This window comes from Proteus hauseri (assembly GCF_004116975.1).
Lineage (GTDB): Bacteria > Pseudomonadota > Gammaproteobacteria > Enterobacterales > Enterobacteriaceae > Proteus > Proteus hauseri.
In genome coordinates this window covers 3,904,371-3,930,735 of sequence record NZ_CP026364.1, presented here as the reverse complement: position 1 = coordinate 3,930,735, position 26,365 = coordinate 3,904,371, and the positions used below count along the sequence as shown (strand labels likewise).

20 protein-coding genes, 1 tRNA gene and 2 pseudogenes are annotated in these 26,365 nt (G+C 36.3%); 21 read left to right on the top strand and 2 right to left on the bottom strand.

The window, feature by feature from the left end:
- Window positions 1-176: 176 nt before the first annotated feature.
- From PH4a_RS18085 to PH4a_RS18075, 3 genes and pseudogenes are all read left to right on the top strand, one after another.
- A pseudogene (locus tag PH4a_RS18085) lies at window positions 177-763 on the top strand (AraC family transcriptional regulator); the annotation flags it as partial.
- Window positions 764-940: 177 nt separating this feature from the next.
- Window positions 941-1,204, top strand: coding sequence for a helix-turn-helix domain-containing protein (locus tag PH4a_RS18515; protein WP_425273739.1), 264 nt, complete (start codon window positions 941-943; stop codon window positions 1,202-1,204).
- Window positions 1,205-1,295: 91 nt separating this feature from the next.
- Window positions 1,296-1,886, top strand: a complete 591-nt coding sequence (locus PH4a_RS18075; RefSeq protein WP_129036843.1) for an NAD(P)H-dependent oxidoreductase — start codon at window positions 1,296-1,298, stop codon at window positions 1,884-1,886.
- Window positions 1,887-2,040: 154 nt separating this feature from the next.
- Here the strand turns inward: PH4a_RS18075 and PH4a_RS18070 are convergent.
- Both PH4a_RS18070 and PH4a_RS18065 read right to left on the bottom strand, forming a co-directional pair.
- Window positions 2,041-2,116: transfer RNA gene (locus PH4a_RS18070), tRNA-Asn, on the bottom strand.
- A 156-nt stretch (window positions 2,117-2,272) separates the two neighbouring features.
- Entirely contained in the window at window positions 2,273-2,779 is a 507-nt protein-coding gene (locus PH4a_RS18065; RefSeq protein WP_129036841.1) for a YlaC family protein, read from the bottom strand.
- 455 nt (window positions 2,780-3,234) lie between these two features.
- Between PH4a_RS18065 and cspE the strand changes: the two genes are divergently transcribed.
- From cspE to PH4a_RS17975, 18 genes and pseudogenes are all read left to right on the top strand, one after another.
- A complete protein-coding gene (gene cspE / locus PH4a_RS18060) occupies window positions 3,235-3,447 on the top strand; it encodes a transcription antiterminator/RNA stability regulator CspE (RefSeq protein ID WP_004243573.1) in 213 nt (70 codons plus the stop codon).
- A gap of 110 nt (window positions 3,448-3,557) precedes the next feature.
- Window positions 3,558-3,752, top strand: a complete 195-nt coding sequence (gene dsrB, locus PH4a_RS18055; protein WP_064720397.1) for a protein DsrB — start codon at window positions 3,558-3,560, stop codon at window positions 3,750-3,752.
- A gap of 366 nt (window positions 3,753-4,118) precedes the next feature.
- A complete protein-coding gene (locus PH4a_RS18050; protein ID WP_129036839.1) occupies window positions 4,119-4,817 on the top strand; it encodes an MgtC family protein in 699 nt (232 codons plus the stop codon).
- A 3,644-nt stretch (window positions 4,818-8,461) separates the two neighbouring features.
- Complete coding sequence (gene flhD, locus PH4a_RS18045; protein WP_064720395.1) at window positions 8,462-8,812, top strand: flagellar transcriptional regulator FlhD; 351 nt, start codon at window positions 8,462-8,464, stop codon at window positions 8,810-8,812.
- 2 nt (window positions 8,813-8,814) lie between these two features.
- Window positions 8,815-9,395, top strand: a pseudogene (flhC, locus tag PH4a_RS18040) (flagellar transcriptional regulator FlhC).
- A 134-nt stretch (window positions 9,396-9,529) separates the two neighbouring features.
- Window positions 9,530-10,423, top strand: a complete 894-nt coding sequence (gene motA, locus PH4a_RS18035; protein ID WP_129036837.1) for a flagellar motor stator protein MotA — start codon at window positions 9,530-9,532, stop codon at window positions 10,421-10,423.
- A gap of 2 nt (window positions 10,424-10,425) precedes the next feature.
- Window positions 10,426-11,472: a flagellar motor protein MotB gene (gene motB, locus PH4a_RS18030; RefSeq protein ID WP_129036835.1), complete on the top strand. Its 1,047-nt coding sequence runs from the start codon at window positions 10,426-10,428 to the stop codon at window positions 11,470-11,472.
- Window positions 11,473-11,506: 34 nt separating this feature from the next.
- Complete coding sequence (cheA, locus tag PH4a_RS18025; protein WP_129036833.1) at window positions 11,507-13,687, top strand: chemotaxis protein CheA; 2,181 nt, start codon at window positions 11,507-11,509, stop codon at window positions 13,685-13,687.
- Window positions 13,688-13,708: 21 nt separating this feature from the next.
- Complete coding sequence (gene cheW, locus PH4a_RS18020) at window positions 13,709-14,209, top strand: chemotaxis protein CheW (RefSeq protein WP_064720389.1); 501 nt, start codon at window positions 13,709-13,711, stop codon at window positions 14,207-14,209.
- Between the two features lie 395 nt (window positions 14,210-14,604).
- The gene (locus tag PH4a_RS18015; RefSeq protein WP_129036831.1) at window positions 14,605-16,323 is read left to right on the top strand and encodes a methyl-accepting chemotaxis protein; all 1,719 of its coding nucleotides are present in this window, start codon (window positions 14,605-14,607) and stop codon (window positions 16,321-16,323) included.
- A 59-nt stretch (window positions 16,324-16,382) separates the two neighbouring features.
- Window positions 16,383-18,029, top strand: a complete 1,647-nt coding sequence (locus PH4a_RS18010; protein ID WP_129036829.1) for a methyl-accepting chemotaxis protein — start codon at window positions 16,383-16,385, stop codon at window positions 18,027-18,029.
- A 6-nt stretch (window positions 18,030-18,035) separates the two neighbouring features.
- The gene (gene cheR / locus PH4a_RS18005; RefSeq protein WP_129036828.1) at window positions 18,036-18,926 is read left to right on the top strand and encodes a protein-glutamate O-methyltransferase CheR; all 891 of its coding nucleotides are present in this window, start codon (window positions 18,036-18,038) and stop codon (window positions 18,924-18,926) included.
- The gene (locus PH4a_RS18000; protein ID WP_129041736.1) at window positions 18,919-19,971 is read left to right on the top strand and encodes a protein-glutamate methylesterase/protein-glutamine glutaminase; all 1,053 of its coding nucleotides are present in this window, start codon (window positions 18,919-18,921) and stop codon (window positions 19,969-19,971) included. Before cheR ends, PH4a_RS18000 begins: the two co-directional genes overlap by 8 nt.
- A gap of 59 nt (window positions 19,972-20,030) precedes the next feature.
- Complete coding sequence (gene cheY / locus PH4a_RS17995) at window positions 20,031-20,420, top strand: chemotaxis response regulator CheY (protein WP_129041734.1); 390 nt, start codon at window positions 20,031-20,033, stop codon at window positions 20,418-20,420.
- A 9-nt stretch (window positions 20,421-20,429) separates the two neighbouring features.
- A complete protein-coding gene (gene cheZ / locus PH4a_RS17990) occupies window positions 20,430-21,083 on the top strand; it encodes a protein phosphatase CheZ (protein WP_064720383.1) in 654 nt (217 codons plus the stop codon).
- 408 nt (window positions 21,084-21,491) lie between these two features.
- Window positions 21,492-22,640: a flagellar biosynthesis protein FlhB gene (flhB, locus tag PH4a_RS17985; RefSeq protein ID WP_064720382.1), complete on the top strand. Its 1,149-nt coding sequence runs from the start codon at window positions 21,492-21,494 to the stop codon at window positions 22,638-22,640.
- The gene (gene flhA / locus PH4a_RS17980) at window positions 22,633-24,720 is read left to right on the top strand and encodes a flagellar biosynthesis protein FlhA (protein WP_129041732.1); all 2,088 of its coding nucleotides are present in this window, start codon (window positions 22,633-22,635) and stop codon (window positions 24,718-24,720) included. Before flhB ends, flhA begins: the two co-directional genes overlap by 8 nt.
- Window positions 24,721-24,957: 237 nt before the next feature.
- Window positions 24,958-26,181 (top strand): two-partner secretion domain-containing protein, encoded by a 1,224-nt coding sequence (locus PH4a_RS17975; protein WP_129041729.1) that lies wholly within the window; start codon window positions 24,958-24,960, stop codon window positions 26,179-26,181.
- Window positions 26,182-26,365 lie beyond the last annotated feature (184 nt).

The window sequence follows — 26,365 nt, the reverse complement described above, 5'->3', positions numbered from 1 at the left end:
CTATCCTCTATCACCTTGTAAAGTAAAAAAACGAAAAAAATGACTGTTCGCTCAAGAGTGCATCATTTTGTTTCTTTTTTAGCAAAAAAGTATAAAAAATAGATAGTTATCTATATCTCTTTTTTGATGGTTTTGATTTTTTGCTAAAAGCAGAGCGTATATAAAAAGAAACGAGAATGATGATGTTAAAAAGAGAATTTTTTACTCAATTAAGTTATACAATTACGGCGGTGTTTAAACATATTGAATATTTTGGTGCTTTTATGGATATAAAACAATTATCGACACCTATTTTAGCTGAGTTTGAACAGTTTAAAAAAACGCTGATTAAACATACTCAGGGAAGTGAGGGGGGGTGGGATACCGCTGTTTCGAATTTAGCGTTATGTCGCTATACCAAGATAACAGAACCTGAAGGATGGATGTATGAACCAAGTTTGGCCATAGCAGCACAAGGGAGAAAACGGGTAACTATCGGACAAGCTACACATTGTTATCATCCTATGAATATGCTGCTGACCTCGTCAGATATCCCAACTTTTGCCAGTGTGTGTGAAGCATCAGAAGAAGAACCATTTTTAGCCGTGCTTATTAGGTTAGATCTCTCTTGTTACCAGAATTACTTGCGGAAAATAAATTTCAATTGATGGAAGAAAATCACCAACAGCAAGCTCAGCAAGTTGTTCATGTTACCACGCCTATTTTACAAGCCGTGACAAGGTTGATTAAATTAATGGATGCACCTGAAGATGCACCTTTTATTGCCCCACTTATTCAAAAAGAGATCCTCTATTATTTATTGAGATCAACACAAGGCGCTCGCCAGCAATTACTCGCTTCGCAAAGTACATCTTGTCGCCAAATAAGTGATGCACTTGATTGGATAAAACAATATTACCGTCAAACTATTCGAATTGAAGATTTAACCACATTGGTGGGAATGAGTACTTCTTCTTTTCATTATCATTTTAAAAATCGTATAGGGATGACGCCATTACAATACCAAAAGTGGTTACGACTTAATGAAGCTCGAAGAGTGATGCTAATAGAAACAGCAGATGCTGCCGAGGCGGCTTTTATTGTGGGATATGAAAGTCCTTCTCAATTTAGTCGAGAATATCATCGTTTATTTGGTTTATCGCCTTTAAAGGATGTGCAACGATTAAAAGAAAATCAGTCACGAACTGTATCTTTGGATAATTAGGCAAGAATAATGGAGAAATGAGTTAAGGCTATTGTGAACAATTGCGTTAGAGTCATTCTCATTAATTCTTGTGTGAACAAAGGAGTCTATAGTGACTAATGTTTTTATTGTTAATGCTTCAAAAGAGTTTGGTGGTTCAGAAGGAAAGCTAAACGACCATTTAACTGAGGTGGCAACATCACTGTTATCTTCATATAAGATCAATGTAAAATCGACGCGTATCGATGATGGTTATGATAATGATGCTGAAGTGGAAAAATATTTATGGGCTGATGTTGTTATTTATCAAATGCCTGCATGGTGGATGGAAGGGCCTTGGATCTTAAAAAAATATATCGATGATGTATTTAGTGCCGGCCACGAAAAAATGTTTATTGATGATGGTAGAACACGGAAAGATCCATCTAAAAAATATGGTTCTGGTGGATTATTACAAGGTAAAAAATATTTACTTTCAGTTACGTGGAATGCTCCTTTAGAGTCTTTTGAAGAGGAAAATCAGTTCTTTGAAGGTAAGGGAATTGATATGGTTTATTTTCCATTCCATAAAGCAAATCAATTTTTGGGGATGAAAGCATTGAATACATTCGGTTGTTTTGATGTGGTTAAGCAACCTCAAATTGAACAAGATATCGAAGCTTATAAAAAACATCTTGAACATGAGATTGTGAATAACCAATAAAAGTTGGTGAGGCGATAAACTCAGTGTTATTGCATTCTTTTTTTGTTTATCTATATAGAAGAAAAGAAAGTGCAGAAAGTGATAAAGCACAATGACAACAATTTTATAAATGATAGATAGCAAAAAGCCCGCATTAAGCGGGCTTTTCTAAATCTGGCTCCTCCAACTGGACTCGAACCAGTGACATACGGATTAACAGTCCGCCGTTCTACCAACTGAACTATGGAGGAATTGCGTTCTCGTGAGAACGAGGCGAATCATAGCGATGATATATCAGAGTGTCAACGCCAAAAGTGGATAAAAAATCTGTTTGGTTGCTTTATCAACAAAGCGGTTAAAAAATAGAAGTTATTCTCCGTATTTTGTTGGTAAACACGGAGAGTCGATTATGATTGAGGCGAGAGTTGTGACATTGATATTGTTTTTTTTGCGGGATCAAATGCCATTAGATAAACATCATAAAAGTGAATTTCTTGCTTTTTATGAATAATGTCATCAATTTCGTTTTTTATTTCCTGAGCAATAGCAGGATGTTGGCGAATCTCATCTACTGCTTCATCTGAAATTTTTTCAAATGTATACCATTCACCGTTGTAACATACTCTTAAATCAAGTACGCCAATATCTTCGAACTTATAGATAGGCTTTATATCAAACAGTAAGACACCCGCCATAACGACAAACATCACTGTGAAAATAATGAGTGAAATTAGGCCAAAATAAGGAGAATAGATTAATAATGCGGCGAGTAAAATATAAGAGAGCACCATACTAATACATAGCCAAAGGTGATTTTTTAAAAATTGACTATTAAAGTGTGGTTTGCCATCTCTTTTTTCAGCTTTATTAATTCGGTCTAGATCACGCTCTAAGATTTCTTTTAATACATTCATTGTAAATACCTTAATATATGAATGTTGCAAACTTGTTTCTTGTTAATAGATTATCATGGAGGCAAGATAAGCGGGTAGAACAGTTTTTTTAAATTTAGCACTTAACTGTTATTGAAACTCTATTGGGATTATTCTTAGTCGTTGTTAATAATAGATATAAAATATCAAATAAAGTTTATGTTGGGTGACAAAAAGTGAGGAGGATTTGTATTTTTAATGTGCAATTTGCATTTTTTTAATCTTCAAGAGCATAAAACTATTGCTATTAACCTTGTCTCATGCGTTAATAAGTAAGGCCTTAATACAGACCTGATTTATGATTGACATTCTAAGTAAATGAGTTTTAAACAGCATCGCTTTTTGACCGTTTTCTTCATGTGTGCCCATAAGTTATAGGTGTTTCAGGCCAGTAGATGCCGAGAAGGCAACGTTTTATTGATATATAGGAAAGTCACATGTCTGACAAAATGAAAGGTCAAGTTAAGTGGTTCAACGAGTCTAAAGGCTTTGGTTTTATTACTCCAGCAGACGGAAGCAAAGACGTATTCGTTCACTTTTCTGCCATTCAAGGTAACGGTTTCAAAACTCTGGCTGAAGGTCAGAACGTTGAATTCACAATTGAAAACGGTGCAAAAGGTCCAGCTGCTGCTAACGTAACAGCTCTGTAATTTAAAGCCTTTTAAAAATTTTCTTCAAGCCTGTCACCTAACGGTGGCAGGCTTTTTCGTTATGGGTAAAATAAAGAAAAAGAGAATGATAATTTTTATCAGGAGATGAAATGCAAATTAATGATCAAGTGATAGTAAAAACAGATGGTATTGAAGATCGTCAAGGAACAATTATCTTAATTGAAAAATTTAATGAAGGTACGATGTATCTCGTATCATTACCAGAATATCCAAAAGGTATCTGGTTTTTTAATGAAAAAGAGGGCGATGAAGGTACTTTTGTTCGCCCTATACAGCAAAAGTAATTTGTTTAGGTAACGTTCATTTACATATTGAAATGAACGTCTTATACTCTCGGCAAATTTTAGTTAGGAGAAAACAAATTGGACAATCAAAGTTGTAGGTTAATTCAAGAAAATCGGTAAGTTGTTTTCTCTGCTAAAAACTGCTTACCAATATTGGTGGGCAGTGTGTACTTTATAATATCTTCTATACACTCACCCAAGTTTCATCTCCTCATTACTCGTAAAGTAAGTGGTGAATGTATGTGTTACGTTTTTTTCTCATTATTTCCTCCTCCTAGATCTAGCGCGGCATTTCAATAGCTTATCTATCAGCACAGATCTGTGTTATGCACAAAATATTAGCCATAATTTATGGAGGAAATCCCCATGGTTATTACCCCTTATGTTTTAAATTTAGTCGTTGCAATGTGTCTTGGATCATTAATTGGCGCAGAACGTCAATGGCGACAAAGAATGGCGGGATTAAGAACTAATGCGTTAGTTGCGACAGGTGCTGCTGTTTTTATTTTAAGTTCAATAGAAACTTCTCCTGATAGTCCGGGTAGGATCGCTGCACAAATTGTTTCGGGCATCGGTTTTCTAGGTGCGGGTGTGATAATGCGAGAAGGAATGAATATTCGTGGATTAAATACTGCTGCCACACTTTGGTGTTCGGCGGGAATTGGTGTGCTTTCGGGATTAGGTTTATATCCGCTGGCAACGATGGCGACACTTTTGATCCTTTGCGCCAATATTCTATTACGTGAAGCTGCGCAACGGATCAATGCACAACCCCCTCATCAGGCTATAGATATAGAGCAACGATATTCAATACGTATTATTTGCGATGCAGAAGACGAAGTTTTAGTCAGAACGCTTATTTTACAAGCAATAAATGGGCTGCATGTTAGGTTACAATCACTGAGTAGTGCTGACACATTAATGCCCAGTCAGCTAGAAGTTTGTGCAGAAGTATTGGCTACACCTGTTGAGCAAAAAGAGATTGAAGCGATAGTTTGTCGAATAAGTTTAGAAAAAAGTGTTAGCGCTATAAATTGGAAAATAGCAGCAGAACATCCAGCGTAGCAAATATTAGGTATTATTCTATAATTTCAAATAGCTTTTTTATCAGATAAAGCTGCTTATATTCACTTATAAGCGGCTTTTTTTAATTACTATTCTATAGAAACTTTCCCTATAAGTGATTAATTTATTCCTCATTTTTCCAGAAAAGGAAAGACAGATGAAATAAAAGAATAAGGATATTAGAAAAAAATATAAGAGAAACGATCTTAAAAAGATGTAATTAGTTTTAAAAATAAGTTTATAAGATGACATTGATTAAGTATATATACTCGTTATTATACTTGAAAATATTTTATTAACGTAATTATTATTCTTGTAACTATTATTTGTTGAAAATAATTCTACTAAAAATGAGAGCAACATACCTATTTATGAGGAGATAAAATATTTCATATTTTTATCTGTATTCAATAATGCATTTGTTTAAGACAAGAAAAGTACAATATTTGTATTGTGGTTTATCCGTATATAAAAATAAAGTGAGAGTGATAAATAGAAATTAGACGCATTTGATATAAGCAATCATATTAAATCTACTATTGGCATAGTTTTATACTAATAATGATAAGACTCTTTTTTTGATTGAAAGCGAAATAAAGCTAGATTTGATTTGAAGACAATTATGTTAATTTAGCATAAATTTTCTTGTTTAAATGGCTTAGTAGAATAGTAATAACAGGTGTGGGCACTCATTTAGCAGGGGCTCTATCACTATGGTAGAAGGAAAAGTCGTTATTAAGGTACTTAATGCAGTATAGAATTTTGTCTTATTTTCAGCGCGTTGCGTTGATAACACTAAGTTTTAACTCAGTGACAAAAGAATACTCTCAAATTATTTCAATGTATTTGGTGAAAAATCTAGCAGTGATTTTAATTTTGATTAATTAATATCTGTTTTTTTAAGTAAAATTTCTAATTTAATAAAATCGAACTCTCATCTGGTAGGATGAGCTCTGGCTCAAATAGCTGATTTTGCCTGCTACAGTAAAGTTGATGAATACTCAATTAACGTTGTTTGTCATTACTTATCGATAGTGCACTAAAATCTTTTGAAAAAGTATCAAAAGATTTGTAAACGTTCTGTAGACTAAATGATACCAATAAGTAATCTTATAATGACGTTGAAAAAATTATACCAATCCAATCTAGCTATAAAATGATAATTCCATGTATTAGTTAGTTATATCCTTGTCAAGGATATAACTCTCTCTTTTAACAGAAGGAGAATTATCTGAGTTTGAAATAAACGCATCGCTATCATTCATCTCGGGAATAAATATAGCTATTATCTTATATTGTCTTTTTTAGATTTTCACAAATAGATAAACTTAAAAACGTGAAAAAAATCTAAAAAAATAGAATTCGATGATAAAAATAAATCGTCGTGATTGCGTGATTGAAAACTGAAAAACAAGGAGTAATAAGGATAAAAGTTAAAGCGATACTTTACATCCGACGTATTCACTTGATGAATGATGTAATTTATTACAATAGATAAATACTGTAACAATATTTTGTAAATTAGCTACTTTACAAAAATCAAGGTGTCAAATTGTGACTAAATTCATGGTATGAATTATTGATGACTATAGTAATGAAATAAAGGATGTATAAATGTTAAAAATCACCGCTATCAAGGGCTTTATTGTAATTAACATTAATTATAACCACTATATTACTCATTTAAGGAGTGATTGACTTATATGATAATGGTGTAAAAGAAAAAAATATGAAGATATATATTTGAGGCTTTAAGGCTGATTCACTTCCTAATATAGTAATACCTTATTTATCAAAATTTGGGCACATTCTTCGTCAATTAGAAGACTTGCTAGCATAGGCACAAAAAGTACTGTGAAACACATTAAGATGTGGTAATCAAGGCTGATAGTTAAAGGTTGCTTGTGGCGCATTTAGAAGGCTTATAGACAAGAGGTCAAAAATTGCTGTTTTTTTGACCTTATCCTTTATAATGATAACTCAAATTTTTTATAATTCATCCTAGTTGCTATTAGAATGGTCAATAAGGTGTTATTTTGATCAAATTGTTTTCTTTTTGGTTTACTTTGACAAAGTTTAATTATACAGATGTAAACTCCTGCTTGGTGTAACTTATTTTAGCAAAAATTATTTTTTGATACTCATTAAGCTGGTGATATCTTAATAAAAAAGCACATATTCCATTTTAATATGGTGTAAATTAATCGCGTTAGAATAGATATCTTTAAATTTTTTTCTGTTTAATTGGAATGATTATTTCATATTTCTTTTTTACTTCTATAGATAAAGTGATTAGTTAATAAAAATAATAAAGATTATTTTTATAGATTTTTATTATTTTTACATTCTACTTAATAATTTTTATTCTTATGTTATAAAGCTATGTTTTTTTATTAATAAAGTTATTATATTTTATTAATTATGATTTTATTTATTATTGTAATGGTGTTTTGACTGAAATTTATAAATTATTTATTTTTTGTTTATATTTAACTTAAGCCAAATATTATATATTTAAGATGTTTTTTGTTAATTAAAATAATAAAGAACTAGTTTTATACTTTTATTTAAATTAGATATTTTTATTGAGAATAATAATGATGTTATCAAAATTAAAAACATGATGTGATTATAAAATAGACAGTGATTCATTAATAAATCTTATTTATATGATGATATTTTTTTCCAATGCTTAATTTATGTTCGATAAAACTCGAATTAAGAGTCCTGTAATTTTCGTGTTAAATTGTCACTTAAATAAATTAGATAAATTACTTTATTTCATAATGAAACCTTAATGAGATGATAATAAATATTCAATGATTAGCGGTGTAAGATGCATAACTAAGAATTTAATTTTATGTGACTTATACTACTAACTGAATTTAATATGAATCTATCATATTGAAAAATAATGTTATTTTACAGGTATAAAAGTGTCTAGAAAATGAGATAACCAGAAATAATTAGATGTGGGTGTTTTTTGCTCAAATTGTAAATAAAAAGTGATCATTTCTAAGGGTTTAAGTAAACAGTGAAAAAATAATATCTATAGAAATATTTATTAAATAACGATTGTCTGTTTAGACAAAGATGAGGAGGAGGTATTGCAATATATGTTACTGTGATCAAAAAAATCTATAATTGTAGTTTTGTCAAATTTTTGTGCTGTATTTTTAAGTTTATAAGTTTAATAGATCGTATAAAATAAAAAATTATCATTAATATTTTAATTTGGGTAGATTAGCTTATTAATTTACACAAAGTTTTATTAGCATTATCACTTGAATAGTTAATGAACTAATTCCATAATAATGATTATCTTTTTGTGATGTAACTCACATAGTATTTAAATTAGACTACTTTATCCGTTGAATAACTTAATCGTTAAGGAGTAAAGTTGTCGCGTTAGGATTATTCTTAACGCGCTATATTGGCGAGCATTTAAAGTTTCTTTTTAATTTAAATGTTTTTTTCGCTACTTTTGAAAATGACCGTAACTAAGTAATACAAGGTAGTGTTACTACGAGTCATGTTCATAAAATGGGGCCTGGAGATTCAATATACTTTTATATTAATTTCCTCGGGATCTTGCTTTAAGGAAGATCCTCTTTGTTCAATATAATCGGACGGGATGTAAAGAGATGAGTACGGTTGAATTGCTTAAGCATATTTATGACATAAATTTATCGTATTTGCTTTTGGCGCAAAGGTTAATTAACCAAGAAAAGGCTTCAGCAATGTTTCGGCTTGGTATTAGTGATTCTATGGCTGATGCGTTAAAAGAGTTGACATTGCCTCAATTGGTTAAGTTGGCTGAAACAAACCAACTAATCTGTAATTTCCGGTTTGAAGACAGCGAAACAATAGAACAACTCACTAAAGAGTCTAGAGTGGATGATTTGCAGCAAATCCATACTGGTATTCTTCTTTCCTCTAATTTGTTTCGTCAATTAGCGGAACAAGATACATCTGCAACAAAGAAACGGGCATAGCAATGAGTGAGAAAAGTATAGTCCGAGAGGCGAAAGATATTCGCTTAGCAATGGAATTAATCACCTTAGGTGCTCGCTTACAAATGCTTGAAAGCGAAACTCAGCTCAGTCGGGGGCGTTTAATTAAATTATACAAAGAATTAAGAGGGAGCCCCCTCCAAAAGGAATGTTACCTTTTTCAACGGATTGGTTTATGACATGGGAACAAAATATCCATTCTTCAATGTTCTACAATGCCTACCGTTTTCTATTGAAAAACGGGGGATGTGTTGGTGTTGAAGCTGTCGTTAAAGCATATCGTCTATATCTAGAACAATGTCCACCAGACAAAAACGAAGAACCAATTTTAGCCTTAACAAGAGCATGGACATTAGTACGCTTTGTTGAAAGTGGTATGTTGCAACTTTCAGTTTGTACCAGATGTAATGGTTCATTTATTACACACGCACATCAGCCAGCCAGCAATTATGTTTGTAGTCTGTGCCAGCCACCTTCTCGCGCAATAAAAAAACGTAAACTTTCCGCCAATCCTGCCGATATTAACTTACAACTGTTGGATGGTCTTGAACAGTTTGCAATGTGATTCGAGATTGAAAGTTAAATACCAGGTTATAGAGTCAACTTTTCTATAACCTGAACCGCTTCTTCATCCCCTCCTATCTCTTGCTGCTATGTTCGCCATTCTCTCTATAACGAAATTAGCTAAAGGGATATCGCGTGTTAGTACTCTTAGGATATATCGTGGTTACTTGTGCTGTCCTCGGAGGGTATACCCTCGTCGGAGGAAGTTTAGGCGCATTATATCAACCCGCAGAGTTTTTAATCATTTTTGGTGCCGGCATCGGTGCTTTTATTGTAGGTAACAATGGTCGCGCTATCGTATCGACGGTAAAAATCTTACCTAAGTTACTGCGTAGCACAAACTACAATAAAGCGATGTATATGGATTTAATGGCACTCATGTTTCGTTTATTGTCCAAAGCACGCCAAAACGGCATGTTAGCGCTAGAGAGAGATATCGAAAATCCGCAACAAAGTGATATTTTTTCGCAGTATCCTCGCATCATGAAAGATGCCTATATTCTCAATTTTATTACCGACTATATGCGCTTAATGGTTACTGGGAATATGAACCCTTATGAAATCGAATCGTTGATGGATGAAGAAATTTCCACTTTCGAAGAAGAGAGTGAAGTTCCTGCTTCTGGCTTATCAACCATGGGCGATTCATTACCCGCATTTGGTATTGTTGCTGCGGTAATGGGGGTTGTAAATGCTTTAGGTGCAGCAGATAGACCCGCTGGTGAAATGGGTGCGCTAATTGGTCACGCGATGGTGGGTACTTTTCTAGGTATTTTATTAGCTTACGGATTTATTTCTCCGTTAGCATCACGGATCAGACAACGCTCTAGTCAACAAATGAAAATGATGGAGTGTATCAAAACAACCTTGTTATCTAGCATGAATGGATATGCACCACAGATAGCAGTTGAGTTTGGGCGTAAAACCCTCTTTCTGGCAGACAGACCTTCATTTATTGAATTGGAAGAACATGTACGTCAGGTACGGACACCGATGCAGGCAAATCCTGATGCAATGAAAGAAGAGTAACTATGAAGAGTAATTCACAGATAATCAGGGTTAAAAAGCGAGGGAGAAAACAGCATAACACTCATGGCGGCTCATGGAAGATAGCTTATGCTGACTTTATGACTGCAATGATGGCTTTCTTTCTGGTGATGTGGCTGCTTTCTATCGCCAGCCCACAAGAATTAACGCGTGTAGCAGAATATTTTCGTACACCACTAAAAGTCGCTATTGAAAAAGGGCGCTTTAGTGGAGATGCAACAAATCCTATTCCTGGTGGTGGTCGTGATCCTGTCTACAATGAAGGTGATATTTTGCCAAAAGGGCAGGAAGATAAACAGCTCAATGAAAAACAACAGTTTCGTCGTTTAAAAGATAATTTAGAGCAAGTCATTTTAAATGATCCTCGCTTAAAAGATCTTAAACCACATTTGCTGATCGATATGATGGATGAAGGATTACGTATTCAGATTATTGATAAAGAAAGCCGCCCAATGTTTAGGGTGGGCAGTGCCATAGTTGCGCCTTATATGAAGGATATTCTAACTGCTATTGCACCCATTCTTAATGATACGCCTTATAAAATAAGTCTATCAGGTCATACCGATGATATTCCTTATGCCAGTGGTGCAATGAAATACAGCAACTGGGAATTATCGACAGATCGTGCAAATGCCTCTCGCCGAGAACTTATTGGTGCAGGTCTAAACGAATGGAAAATTTTACGAGTTGTTGGAATGGCATCAACAGTTCATTTAGTCAAAGAGGATGGTTTTGCTCCTGCAAACCGACGGATAACAATCATTGTGTTAACTAAGCAGGCAGAACAAAAAATTATACATGAGAATGAGCGGGTTGCACCGACAGTAAAAGAGGCATCAGAAGTTGAGCCTCTACTTTCAGGGCAAGAAACCCCACAAGAAAAAGCAGGAAACACACAGACACAACCGTCTGTGTCTTCCGCATCTGAGCTTCCCGAATCAAAAAAGGAAAATGTTGAAACAGGAGTTTCTGGGGAAAGTTTGCCATCACAATCGACAAATATTACGACAAGACAGGGTGCAAGCTCTTAATTGTTAGTAATCGCGTAAAGGTGAATGAGTAACGATGGATATTACTGAGTTTTATCAAACATTTTTTGATGAAGCAGATGAGTTGTTAGCTGATATGGAGCAGCATCTTCTATTACTTGATCCGCAAAACCCGGATCAAGAACAGATGAATGCTATTTTCCGCAGTGCGCACTCCATAAAAGGAGGGGCCGCAACATTTGGCTTCGTTAAACTTCAGCAGACCACTCATGTGCTTGAAAACTTGCTCGACAGTGCAAGACGCCATGAGATGGCGCTCACCGACGACATTATTAACCTGTTTCTGGAAGCGAAAGATATTATGCAACAGCAATTGGATGCACATAAAAACTCACAAGAACCGGATGAGGAAACATTTAACTATATTTGTGAGAAGTTGCGTCAGTTGGCTCTCGATGTAAAAGATGAACAATCAGCACCGACAGTAGAAGTGGTCGCTGAGGCAACATCTTCAGCCGTAGATGCCCCACCTCTTAACAGTTCTGCTCAATCATCAGAAGTTGATAATGTACAAACTGAAGAAGTTGAGACTAAATCTCAACGCGCAGCGGATGGTCACTTTTACCATCACATTATTTTATCTGACCTTAAAGAGACAGATATTGATTTAATGCTAGATGAATTAAAACATCTTGGTGAAGTCAGCCAAGCTGAAAAACAGCATCATGGCCTTGAAGCAATATTAAAAACAACAGCGACAGAAGAAGATATTAGTGCTGTTCTTTGTTTCGTCATTGAGCCAGAACAGATCTCATTTGGTAAATCAGCATCGCAAGAGAACACGAGCAATAATCATCAAGAAGCCTCTGAAGTAAAAAAAGAAGCTAATGAAATTGCTGCTGCGGATAGTGTAAAAGAAAAAAGTGCTGATTTAGCAGAGGTTGCACAATCTCCAACACCTGAAATAAAAGAGCCTACTAGCCCAGCACCTGCCGCTACACCATCTGCTCCCGCAAGAAGACCGACAGCTGCTGCGACACCGAAAACAGAATCTACCAGTATTCGAGTTGCGGTAGAAAAAGTGGATCAGTTAATCAACTTAGTTGGTGAGCTGGTTATTACACAATCTATGTTGGCGCAACATAGTGATACGCTTGAGCCATCTATTTACAGCGATCTACTAAGTTGTATTGCTCAATTACAGCGTAATTCTAGAGATTTACAAGAATCGGTTATGTCGATTCGTATGATGCCGATGGAATATGTTTTTAGTCGTTTCCCCCGAGTTGTACGCGATGTAGCGGGTAAAATGAATAAAAAAGTTGAGCTAAATATGATTGGTAGCTCAACTGAACTCGATAAAAGTTTGATTGAAAAAATTATTGATCCACTGACTCATTTAGTACGCAATAGCTTAGATCATGGTATTGAAATGCCAGCAGATCGTGTTGCAGCTGGTAAACCTGAAGCGGGGCAGTTAACTCTGTCAGCAGAACATCAAGGTGGCAATATTTGTATTGAAGTGACTGATGATGGTGCTGGGTTAAATCGCGAACGTATTTTGAAAAAAGCGATGTCTTCAGGGCTTTCTGTTTCAGAAAACATGAGTAATGAAGACGTTGCAATGCTGATTTTTGCACCTGGTTTTTCTACCGCCGAAGTCGTTACTGATGTGTCTGGCCGTGGTGTGGGTATGGACGTTGTAAAACGAAATATCCAAGAAATGGGCGGTCAAATTCAAATTAGTTTTGAAGTTGGCAAAGGGACACGTATTCGTATTTTACTTCCGCTGACGTTAGCCATTTTAGATGGTATGTCTGTAAAAGTTCAGGATGAAGTCTTTATTTTACCACTGGGCACGGTTGTCAGCTCGTTACAACCTGAAGAGGATGATATTTATCCACTTGCGGGTGATGAAAAATTATTGCAAGTAAGGGGTGAATACTTACCGCTTATTGAACTACATCGTACTTTTAATATTGAAGGTGCTCAAACTGATATTACGCAAGCTATTGCCGTAATAGTACAAAGCGCAGGACGTCGCTATGCATTATTAGTTGATAAATTAGTTGGCCAGCATCAGGTTGTGGTTAAAAATATAGAAAGTAATTACCGAAAAGTTCCGGGTATTTCTGCGGCAACAATTATGGGTGATGGCAGTGTTGCTTTAATTCTTGATGTGCCAGAATTACAACGTTTAAGTCATACACAAATGACAAAAAAGAAAAAGAATACAACTGCAAGTGCAGTTATTTAATAGTGAGGATAAAATAAGATTATGGCTTCGGAACATTTCGAGAAATTATCCGGTGAAACTGTTGGACAAGGATTTCTAATTTTTACGCTGGGCGATGAAGAATACGGAATTGATATTTTAAAAGTACAAGAAATTCGTGGATATGATCAAGTTACTCGTATTGCTAATGCACCAAGCTTTATTAAAGGGGTAACTAACTTACGGGGTGTAATTGTTCCGATAGTTGATCTACGTATTAAATTTTCACAAGAAAATGTGACTTATAATGACAATACTGTTGTTATTGTGGTTAACTTATTAAACCGTGTTGTGGGTATTGTTGTGGATGGCGTTTCTGATGTTCTTACGCTAAAACCAGAGCAAATCTGCCCTGCGCCAGAGTTTGCAGTTACAATGTCAACCGAATACTTAACAGGACTTGGCACTTTAGATGAAAGAATGTTGATTCTGGTTGATATTGAAAAATTACTCAATAGCGAAGAAATGGAATTAGTTGATAGCGCAACAATCCAAGCTAAATAAATTTTATTTTTTAAAAATATATTTATTCTAACACTGTTCCGGTAGCTTTACCGGAATAGCTATTTTTATATTTTATATTTTTTTATTAAATATAAATGAAAATTTCACTTAATTTAAACTTAAGCGAAATTAGGGATTAAAAAATAAATTTATAATTTCATTTAAGTTTTGTTTCTTTAGTTTATTAAATTAAGATCACCAATCAATTACCTGTAGTATTATTATTTTTACAAATATAACTATAAAGTTTTTTATGCTAATCATTTTAATATTGAACAATATTAACACCGTTTACTAATAGAGTAAAAACGGCATTAAGGCGAATGAAAACCTATAAAGTTTCTCTTAAGTCTGCCGATAACTTGCTCATACCATTTATTATAAAAAGGGAAACTATGTTTAGCCGAATGAAAATAGTGACTGGATTATTATCCATTCTTCTGTTGTTTGGTGTTTTGCAATTTATATCCGGGGGTGTTTTCTACTCAAATATAGTAGAGACAAGAAGTGACCTTGATAAAACACTAACGATACAAGAGCAACGTGAGCGCCTAGATGAAATCTGGGCTAACTTACTACAAGCGCGTAATAATATTAATCGTGCCGCGATTAGCTATCTATTACAAGATAGAGAGATGAAAGTTGACGAATCATTATCAACCGATTATCTCACAGGTCTTGCACGTAAAAACATGGCGCGTGCTGATGAGAAATTCAAAGAATTTGAAAAGAACGTTACGGCTTTTGCCGTTCATTCAGAAGATGATGTTCGTGCCTTAAAGGGACGTTTTATTGAATATTTCTCAGCATTAAATCAGCTGGAAATTCTCCTTCAAGATAAAAACTTGAAGGATTTTTTTGAACAACCCACTACGACTTATCAAGATGGATTCTATAAAGAATACCTCTCTTATGTAATGCGTAATGAGAAATTTAATGAAGAATTAAATCTGGCATTAGAAGCCTCTCATCAACGTACAGTCGCGACCATGATTGCATTAGCCGTTATCGTCATTACTGCATTAATTCTATGCTGGTTTGCGCTGCGTAATGCATTGATTAGACCGCTAAATGCACTTTTATTAAGTATTAAAACCTTCTCAGAAGGTGATTTACGTCCAAATATTGAAGTGAAAGGACGTAACGAGATGAGCATGTTAGCCAGCGGATTGAAACACATGCAACAAGAGCTCATCCATACCGTTCGCGGTGTTTATCAGAGTACAGAAAATATTTATAACAGCACTAGCGAAATTGCTGCGGGAAATAATGATTTATCTGCACGTACTGAAGAGCAGGTGGCATCACTGGAAGAAACTGCGGCAAGCATGGAACAGTTAACTGCGACAGTTAAACAGAACGCAGATAACGCTCGTCAAGCAAGTAATCTTGCGAATGATGCTTCAGATATCGCCCGCCAAGGCGGAAAAGTTGTTGCTAATGTGGTGCAAACAATGCACGACATAGCCGGAAGTTCTCAAAAAATCACCGATATCACAGCAGTGATTGATGGCATCGCATTCCAGACCAATATTTTGGCGTTGAATGCGGCTGTTGAAGCTGCAAGAGCTGGTGAGCATGGTCGCGGATTTGCCGTAGTTGCCGGCGAAGTTCGTAATCTTGCACAGAGAAGTGCAGAAGCTGCTAAAGAAATAAAAACACTGATTGAAGACTCTGTTAGTCGTACAGAAACTGGCTCTGTGCTAGTAGAAAGTGCGGGAGAAACCATGACACGCATTGTGGATTCAGTGACTCGTGTAACCGATATTATGGGGGAAATTGCCTCGGCATCGGATGAGCAAAGTCGAGGAATATCACAAGTTGGTCTTGCTGTATCTGAAATGGATCGTGTCACTCAGCAAAACGCCTCTTTAGTAGAACAATCTGCAGCCGCTGCTGCTGGTCTTGAAGATCAAGCAGTTGCATTAACCCGCTTAGTTTCAATCTTCAAATTACCGGGTCAACAAAGTCAGGAAGAAGTCGTATTGCAAGAAAAAAAGGAATTGGATGCAACCCCTGTAGTTAAAGCCGCTGCTCCACTTATAAAACCAGGAACCTCAGAAAAGAAAAAGAGCAGCAGTGTTGAAGATCCCGCTAACTGGGAAACTTTCTAACAACAACAAGTGGCTGACAAGCGGTGGCAATTTACCACCGCTTTAAACGAGGTGAAGGCATGTTTAGGTTTCGCAAATTAAAGATATCCACCAGTCTATATATATTACTGATGATGTTTTGCGTTATGCAGGTGATTTCTAGTGGTATCTCACTGGGAATAGTGCATTTGAATAACAATCAGATCACCAGAATAGATTTAGATACTTCCAAGCGAGATGAATTAGGATTAAGTTGGGCATCTTTGATACAGACCCGCAATGCGATTAATCGTGTTGCTATCGCAATGAAAACTGAACAGTCAACGGATTATATTCAATCTATTGAATCAATAGCACTTTCACGCTTGGAAACGGCGAATACTCATTTTCAAACTTTCCTCGCTGATATTAATAAAGAGGCGATACCTGAAGCAGAAAAAGAGATAGTTGATTCTGTAAAAAGTGATTATCAAGCGTTATATAGCGCATTAAAAGATTTACACCGAATGCTCAAAAGTGGTGACTTCCAAGGATATTTAGATCAACCGACAGAACGTTATCAAACAGCAATGGAAAATTCATTTAATACCTATATGAATTATGTACAAAACGAAATTACTGACTCTATTGAACAAGGACATCAATCTTATTCTATTGCTATTTTGATGTTTATCGGTGCAATAGCGATGGTTATTGTCGTGTCAATTGCTGCTCATCGCTGGCTAAGTTTTAATATCATTAAGCCTTTTGCAAGTTTAAGCCATTACTTCAATGATGTTGCTACAGGCAAATTAAATCGTGAAATCCTCGTTTTTACTGATGATGAAATTGGTGATGTGTTTCGCAAGCTTCGGGATATGCGAGGCAAACTTGCAGGCTCTATTCGTATTGTACGCGACAACAGTCATGCGATGCATTCTGGTATTCAGGAAATTTCTAGAGGAAATACGGATCTCTCTTCTCGCACCGAGCAACAAGCTGCTTCTTTAGAAGAAACGGCGGCTAGCATGGAGCAGTTAACAGCAACAGTTAAACAGAATGCGGATAACGCGTTGCAAGCGAGTAAGCTTGCGGAATCTGCATCTGAAACAGCAATACGTGGTGGTGAAATCACTCACAGTGTTGTTGAAACGATGGATGCGATTACACAAAGTTCTCAAAAGATAGGTGCTATTATCAGTGTGATTGATGGTATTGCGTTCCAAACCAATATATTGGCACTTAACGCGGCAGTGGAAGCTGCTCGTGCGGGTGAACAAGGGCGTGGATTCTCTGTTGTTGCAGGAGAGGTTCGTAACCTTGCCCAGCGTAGTGCTGATGCTGCTAAAGAAATTAAGTTATTGATTGATGAATCTGTTTTACGTGTCTCTCAAGGTTCTCAATTAGTCAATAATGCAGGGCAAACAATGGAGGAACTCGTCACATCAGTAAATAAAGTCACTGAGTTAATGGCAGAAATCGCCTCCGCTTCTGACGAACAAAGCAGAGGTATTCACCAAGTCGCTGATGCAGTCAGTCAGATGGATCAGGTGACACAGCAAAACGCTGCACTGGTGGAGCAATCAGCATCTGCTGCCGCAGCATTAGAAGATCAGGCTAATAACCTTGTTAATGCTGTATCGGCATTCGAGTTGCCTGAAACGGATGAGAACGAGTCTTCTCAATCCCTAGAAGGTAATGGGTTGAAAAAAGCAGATAAAAAATCATTTTTTAAAAAGACCCATTAAAAAATAATGAAACGTAATGTTACTGAAGTCTTATCAGATATCGCTGCTCAACCGTTAGACATATTTGCCCAACGGTTCATGTTGTCCGATGATCAGTTTCAATCCATATGCCAATTGATTTATCAAAAGGCAGGTATTGTACTGACTAACAACAAAAGGGAGATGGTCTATAACCGTCTCACTAGGAGGTTACGTGAATTACGGATGAATAACTTTGGTGACTATCTTGCGTTTCTTAAAAGTGATGTACGCAACCCTGAATGGCAAGAGTTTATTAATGCATTAACGACTAATCTCACTGCATTTTTCAGGGAAGCGCATCATTTTCCTATTTTGGCAAAACATGCCAGAAAAAGGGCAGGAGGAGTCTACCGAGTATGGTGTGCAGCTGCATCTACTGGAGAAGAGCCTTATTCAATAGCGATGACTTTACGCGATGTTTTTGGAAACAATCCCTATAAAACAAAAATTATTGCCAGCGATATCGATACGAATGTGTTGGATAAAGCCCGTAAAGGTGTTTACCGACAGGAAGAGCTTAAAACATTAAATGAGGAATATTTAAAAAAATATTTTCTCAAAGGTGTCGGCGATTTTGAAGGATACGTGAAAATTAGACAGCAAATCAGCGAGATGGTCTCTTTTCAGTATTTGAATCTACTCGAAAGGCAATGGAATTTAGAAGGTGGTTTTGATGCGATATTTTGTCGTAATGTGATGATTTATTTTGATAAAGCAACACAACAAAGTCTACTTAGCCGTTTTATTCCATTACTTAAGCCAGATGGAATGCTATTTGTTGGGCATTCTGAAAATGTAAGCCAGCTTAGCAAGGAATTCTACTTGCATGGGCATACCGTTTACGGGCTGACACCAGTAAGGAGAGGTTATGAATAAAATAACGGTACTCTGTGTTGATGATTCGGCATTAATGCGTCAAATCATGCGAGAAATAATCAATAGTCACAGTGATATGGAGGTCGTTGACTGTGCTCCAGATCCGATTGTTGCACGTGACTTGATAAAAAAGTACAACCCTCAGGTATTAACGTTAGACGTTGAAATGCCACGAATGGATGGTATTGATTTCTTGGAAAAACTGATGCGGTTAAGGCCAATGCCTGTAGTGATGGTTTCATCATTAACTGCAAAAGGTTCAGAGGTGACGCTAAAAGCATTAGAGCTGGGTGCAGTTGATTTTGTGACTAAACCACAATTGGGTCTGCGTGAAGGTATGCTGGCTTATAGTGAATTAATCGCAGAAAAAATTCGTGCAGCCGCTCAGGCTAGACTTAGTCGCCGTGAAGTAAAAGCTCCGCCTTCTAAGGCGATATCATTTACTCCAATGATATCAAGTGAAAAGTTGATTGCAGTGGGTGCTTCAACCGGTGGAACAGAGGCAATTCGTAACTTTTTAGAGCCATTACCTATTACGAGCCCTGCGGTATTAATTACCCAACATATGCCAGCAGGGTTTACACACTCATTTGCAGAACGACTTAATCGTTTATGCCAGATAAGTGTAAAAGAAGCAGAAGATGGCGAGCGCGTATTACCTGGTCACGCCTATATTGCACCAGGTGATTTCCATATGGAACTTCGTCGTAATGGTGCTAATTACCAGATCCATATTAATAAAGAACCCGCGGTGAATCGCCACCGTCCTTCAGTTGATGTGCTGTTTAGATCGGTTGCGAAATATGCAGGGCGTAATGCGATAGGCGTTATTTTAACAGGGATGGGAAGTGATGGCGCTGCAGGCTTATTAGAAATGCGTCGTGCAGGTAGCTACACCTTTGCACAAGATGAAGCGAGTTGCGTCGTCTTTGGCATGCCTCGTGCTGCGGTTGAACTGGGCGCAGTTGATGAGGTGAAAAGTATCAATGCAATGAGCAAAGCGGTATTGATGAAAATCAGTAGTACGCAATCATTGCGCATCTGATTTAGTTCAGTTTAAAAAGTAATACAGTCATTTGCCGATATATTTTGAAGGAGTTTTCAATGGCAAGTAAGGATCTGAAATTTTTAGTGGTTGATGATTTTTCAACAATGCGCCGCATAGTTCGTAATTTACTAAAGGAATTAGGTTTTACGAATGTAGATGAAGCAGAAGATGGTGCTGACGCGTTAGCTAAATTACGCAATTCGACTATCGACTTTGTTATCACAGACTGGAACATGCCAAATATGGATGGTCTAGAGCTGTTGAAAAATATTCGTAGTGATGCTGGATTAGCGACAACACCTGTACTTATGGTGACCGCCGAAGCCAAAAAAGAAAACATTATTGCAGCAGCGCAAGCGGGTGCAAGTGGATATGTTGTTAAACCTTTTACAGCAGCTATTCTCGAAGAAAAACTAAATAAAATTTTTGAAAAACTGGGCATCTAAGGAGTCACAATGAGTGGGAATCCAATTATGCCGAAAGATAATATCGATAACACATCAGATATTATCAGCCGGATCGGACAATTGACGCGGATGTTACGCGACAGTTTGCGAGAATTAGGATTGGATAAGGCAATAGCCGAAGCAGCAGAAGCCATCCCTGATGCCAGGGAAAGACTGGATTATGTTGCTCAAATGACCGCTCAGGCAGCTGAGCGTACATTGAATTGTGTTGAAGCTGCGCAACCGAAACAGGAAGCGCTAAGTGCCGATGCAAGTAAGCTAACTGAACGCTGGAACCAATGGTTTGAGCAACCAGAAGAGCTAAAAGATGTACGCTCACTTGTTACAGATACCCGCAATTATTTGCGGGATATCCCTGAGTCGACGGCTTTTACAAACAGTCAATTGTTGGAAATCATGATGGCACAGGATTTTCAGGATCTGACGGGTCAGGTAATTAAACGCATGATGAGTGTGGTTCAAGAAATTGAAAAACAACTTGTGATGGTATTAATGGAGAACTTACCACCAGAGCAACTTGAGAAAAATGTGAAGAAAGAAACAGACTCTTTATTAAATGGTCCACAAGTGAATAAAAACAATGCTGGTGTGATCAAAAATCAAGATCAGGTTGATGATTTACTGGAAAGTATGGGTTTCTAATTTATTGATGAGTTGTAGGGCGATATGGATGTTATTAATATGCAGGATGCATTCGCTCTATACTCTGCAACTCTGCAACTCTGCACGTTTAGGATTGTTTACTTTATGGATAAAAAACAACTCAATAAAACTTTAATAGAGCATTCTATTGAGGAAAATGTAAGCCGCTTTTTTAAGCGGCTTCTGAATTATCCCTTTAAGTTTTGCTTTACTTTTCTAGTGAATTGATAATTTATTTTTATTTGTACGATTTTTTGTGTGATCCGCATTATATTTTCCTTTCTTATGCCATAGCCTAAAAAGCCCCGTAAATTTGTGATTGTTCCACCCATCAATTTCCGCTTAATTTGTCATGCTTAGAGTCATTTCATTGATACTTTTAAACTCATTATCTAAATCGGACTGACTGTGGCTGAAGATAGCGATCTCGAAAAAACAGAGGAACCCACACCCCATAAAAAGGAAAAAGCGAAAAAGGATGGACAGATTGTTCGTTCTAAAGAGCTTTCATCAGTCTTGATGATCTTAGGTGGTGTCAGTTTATTGTGGATGAGCGGTGGGTTTATTACTCATGGGCTACATGCCATGTTAACGGAAGGATTTACTTTTAATCATCACCTTATTGGTAATGAAAATTTACTCATTCCTCGTTTTGGCAGCTTGATTAAACAAGCGGTCTTTGCGCTATCGCCTGTTTTCTTAGGGTTAGTTTTGGTTGCCATTGGTGGCTCAGCCCTATTGGGTGGTATTAACTTTAGTAGTAAATCAATTAAATTTGATCCAAAAAAATGGAACCCTATTTCTGGATTAAAACGTATTTTTTCTATGAATGCGTTGGCAGAATTATTTAAAGCGATATTGAAATCACTGTTTGTTGGATTAGCCGCGTATATTTTCTTGTGGCACAACTGGAACGATATTCTTCATTTGATCACGCTTCCTCCATTAAGTGCATTAGCCAATGCTATGCAACTACTGATTTTTGCCGTGTATATTGCTGTATTGATGTTAATACCTATGGTTGCATTCGATATTATTTTCCAAATACGTAGTCATTTGAAAAAGTTACGCATGACTCGACAAGAAATTAAAGATGAATTTAAGCAACAAGAAGGTGACCCTCAACTTAAAGCACGTATTCGTCAGCAACAACATGCGATGTCTCGCCGTAGAATGATGGCCGATGTACCTAAAGCTGATGTTATCGTCACCAACCCAACACACTACGCCGTTGCTTTGCAATATAACGATAAAATGACAGCACCAAAAGTATTAGCTAAAGGTGCGGGAGTTATTGCGTTAAAAATCAAAGAAATTGGTGCAGAACATAGAATTCCGCTGCTGGAAGCCCCTCCGCTTGCCAGGGCATTATATCGTCACAGTGAGATTGGCCATGTTATACCCGCAACGCTTTATGCAGCGGTTGCTGAAGTATTGGCGTGGGTTTATCAACTGAAACGATGGAAAACCGAAGGTGGTTTAAAACCTAAACAACCTATGAACTTGCCAGTGCCTCCCGCACTGGACTTTGCTGGAGAAGATAATCGTCATGGCTAATTTGGCCTCATTACTCCGCTTGCCGGGAAATTGGAAAAGTTCTCAGTGGCAGATACTGGCAGGGCCAGTGCTTATCTTGATGATACTGTCAATGATGGTATTGCCATTGCCACCTTTTCTATTGGATCTATTATTTACCTTTAATATTGCACTCTCTATTATGGTGCTGTTGGTGGCGATGTTCACTCGACGCACATTAGATTTTGCTGCTTTTCCAACCATCTTATTATTTACAACGTTATTACGTTTATCCCTAAACGTTGCTTCTACCCGTATCATCTTAATGGATGGTCATACGGGTTCGGCTGCCGCAGGACGCGTTGTTGAAGCCTTTGGTCACTTCCTTGTTGGTGGTAATTTTGCCATCGGTATTGTGGTGTTTATTATCCTTGTATTGATTAACTTTATGGTTATCACCAAGGGTGCGGGGCGTATTGCTGAAGTTGGTGCGCGTTTCGTGTTAGACGGAATGCCGGGTAAACAAATGGCAATTGATGCCGATTTAAACGCCGGCATTATTAACGAAGAAGAAGCGAAAATACGTCGGAAAGAAGTTTCTTTAGAATCAGATTTCTACGGTTCAATGGATGGTGCGAGTAAGTTCGTTCGTGGTGATGCTATCGCTGGTTTGATGATCCTCGTCATCAACGTTGTGGGGGGCTTAATTGTTGGTGTTGCTCAACACAACATGCCACTAAACGATGCTGCAAGTACTTATACTCTATTAACCATTGGTGATGGACTGGTTGCCCAAATTCCTGCATTAATCATTTCAACAGCGGCGGGTGTTATTGTTACGCGTGTTGCGACTGACGAAGACGTTGGTCAGCAAATGGTGACGCAGTTATTTGATAACCCACGTGTATTATTGCTAACAGCCGCTGTATTAGGCCTAATAGGTTTAGTACCAGGAATGCCAAACTTTGTTTTCTTAGTCTTTACTGCGGCACTGGCTGGGCTTGGTTGGTATATCTTGCGTCGTAACGCTAATCCCGAAGTACAACAACAAAAAGAGATGGAGCAAGTTGAAAAGCAAAGTCGTGTTGTTGAAGCGTCATGGGAAGATGTGCAATTAGAAGATCCACTGGCAATGGAAGTCGGTTATCGCTTAATTCCGATGGTAGATAGCAAGCAAAATGGCGAGTTGTTAGGCCGTATCAGTGGTATCCGTAAAAAGTTTGCCCAAGAAACTGGCTATTTACCGCCAGTCGTGCATATCCGCGACAACATGGAATTAAGGCCATCTGCCTATCGTATTTTAATGAAAGGGGTAGAAATTGGTCATGGTGAAGCGCATCCGGGGCGCTGGCTAGCGATTAATCCAGGAAATGCGGTAGGTTCACTAGAAGGTGATATTACTCAAGAGCCTGCTTTTGGCTTACCTGCGGTATGGATTGATGACAGTTTAAGAGAGCAAGCACAAGTACAGGGTTATACTGTTGTTGCTGCAAGTACCGTGATTGCAACACACTTTAACCATGCACTGACCAAATATGCTTCTGAGCTGTTTGGCCGTCAAGAAGCACAAATGTTGTTTGATAGGGTAAGTAAAGAACTCCCTAAAATGACAGAAAACATGATCCCAGATATGCTTTCTCTTACGGTATTGCACAAGGTATTGCAGAATTTACTTTCTGAACAGGTACCAATTCGTGATATGAGAACCATATTAGAAGCATTAGCTGAGCACGCACCAGAACAAAAAGATCCGAGTGAATTAACGGCGGTTGTTCGTGTGGCATTACGTCGCGCTATTACTCAGCATTGGTTTGGTGATCAAGACGAAATTCAGGTTATTGGGTTAGATGCTGGCTTAGAGCGTTTATTATTACAAGCCATGCAAAGTGGTGGTGGATTAGAACCGGGGCTGGCTGAAAATATTGAACACCAAGCGGCTGATGCGGTGCGACATCAAGAGATGTCAGGCGGTGCACCAGTATTATTAGTTAATCATGCGCTGCGTTCATTATTATCACGTTTCTTACGTCGTAGCCTGCCACAATTAGCTGTGTTGTCGAATATGGAAGTTAGTGAAGGCCGCCGTATTCGTATGACGTCAATGATTGGTGGTAATCAGTAGTAAATCCTCCCAATAAATAGAATTAATTTTAAAGCCACTTAATTTAATTAAGTGGCTTTTTTCGCTGTAATATGCCATGTGATAGATACAAGTAGATGCGTTATTAATCAATATATTAATTCTATATTTAAATTATAAATATACAAATTTTTGAATATGTTTTATTTATAATATCTTGATTTAATTACTTCAATAATAATCCTCGCCCTTATCAATTTTAATTAAAAATAATTTAATATGACAAGAAATAGAATTATAACTTTTATTATTGCATCTACTCTTCAATCAACACCATTATATTGTCAAGATCTTATTAAAAAAGATAAATATTTATCTAAAGGATTAGCTATTCATTATGATGGAAATAAGCCTATTATAGAAATAGAAAAAGCTAATATTCAAGGTGTTTCACATAATTATTATGAGAGTTTTAATATAGGGAAAGAGGGAGCATTACTTAAAGTTGGGGAACATAATTTTCCCACAACAGTGATTAGTGAAGTGACATCAAACAACGAAAGTGTATTAGCAGGTAAATTATCAGTAGAGGGTATGCCTGTTAATATGATAATTGCTAATCCTAACGGTATTACGTGTACAAATTGTGATTTTGATAATATAGCAAAGTTGACCTTAATAACAGGATTTACTAGTCGTGAAAAACCGATAGATTTTATGATAAATTTTATCTTGACGGATCAATCAAAAATCACTGTTAAAACTAAAAATAATATGATGTATAATGATGTTTCTATTATTTCTAATAATATTCTATTTAAAGGTAATGGAACTATTTATGCAAATAAAATGAAAATTATCAGTGATGAATTAATATATAGTTTATATAATAAAAATAATAGAACTGTAGCTAAAGGTCGTTATCATGGTGCTACTTCCATTGAAAAAAATATTACTTTAAATATAAATAATTTTTCTGTTACATCAAATAAAAGCGATTTTATTAATCGAGGTGTTATTAATACGGGATATTTTACGCTAACATCTAATGCAAAATTAAAAAACTTTAACGAAATAAATATAAAAGGAAGTCGTATATTACCTTTTTTAACCTTATTAGATATCAAAGAAAAATATGAAGTAAACATTAATTCTGGTTCAAGTATAAAGTCAACTATTTTCTCAAATAATAAAGGTTCAAGGTTTACTGTATATAAGACAAATTTAAATATTGACCTATCTAATGGTGATCTAATTAATAAAGGTTATCAAAGGTTTGAATATTCTAATGTTGATTTTAAATCCGGAAATTATATTCAGCATGAGGATGCTAATCTAGTTAATATTTTATCATCAGTAAGTTTGTCGGTTAATGATAATATTGATATTAATGGAAATATTTATGCTATTAATAATGATTATAATGATAGAATAAATATAAAAAAAGGAAATAAAATCAATATTCACAATGTGAATAGAGATAAGGTTATTATTAAAAAATGATAATTTCATTAAGATAGAAGTGCTTATATAAGAGTGGTTAATAATAATGACGCTATGAAATATATCGTCATTATTTTTTATTTATTCTGGTTGTCTTTAAATAAATTTTAGTCCGATTTTTTAAAAACATTAATATTATTTGTGTTTTATTTTTAATATTATTATGGGGTCATTTTAATAAAAC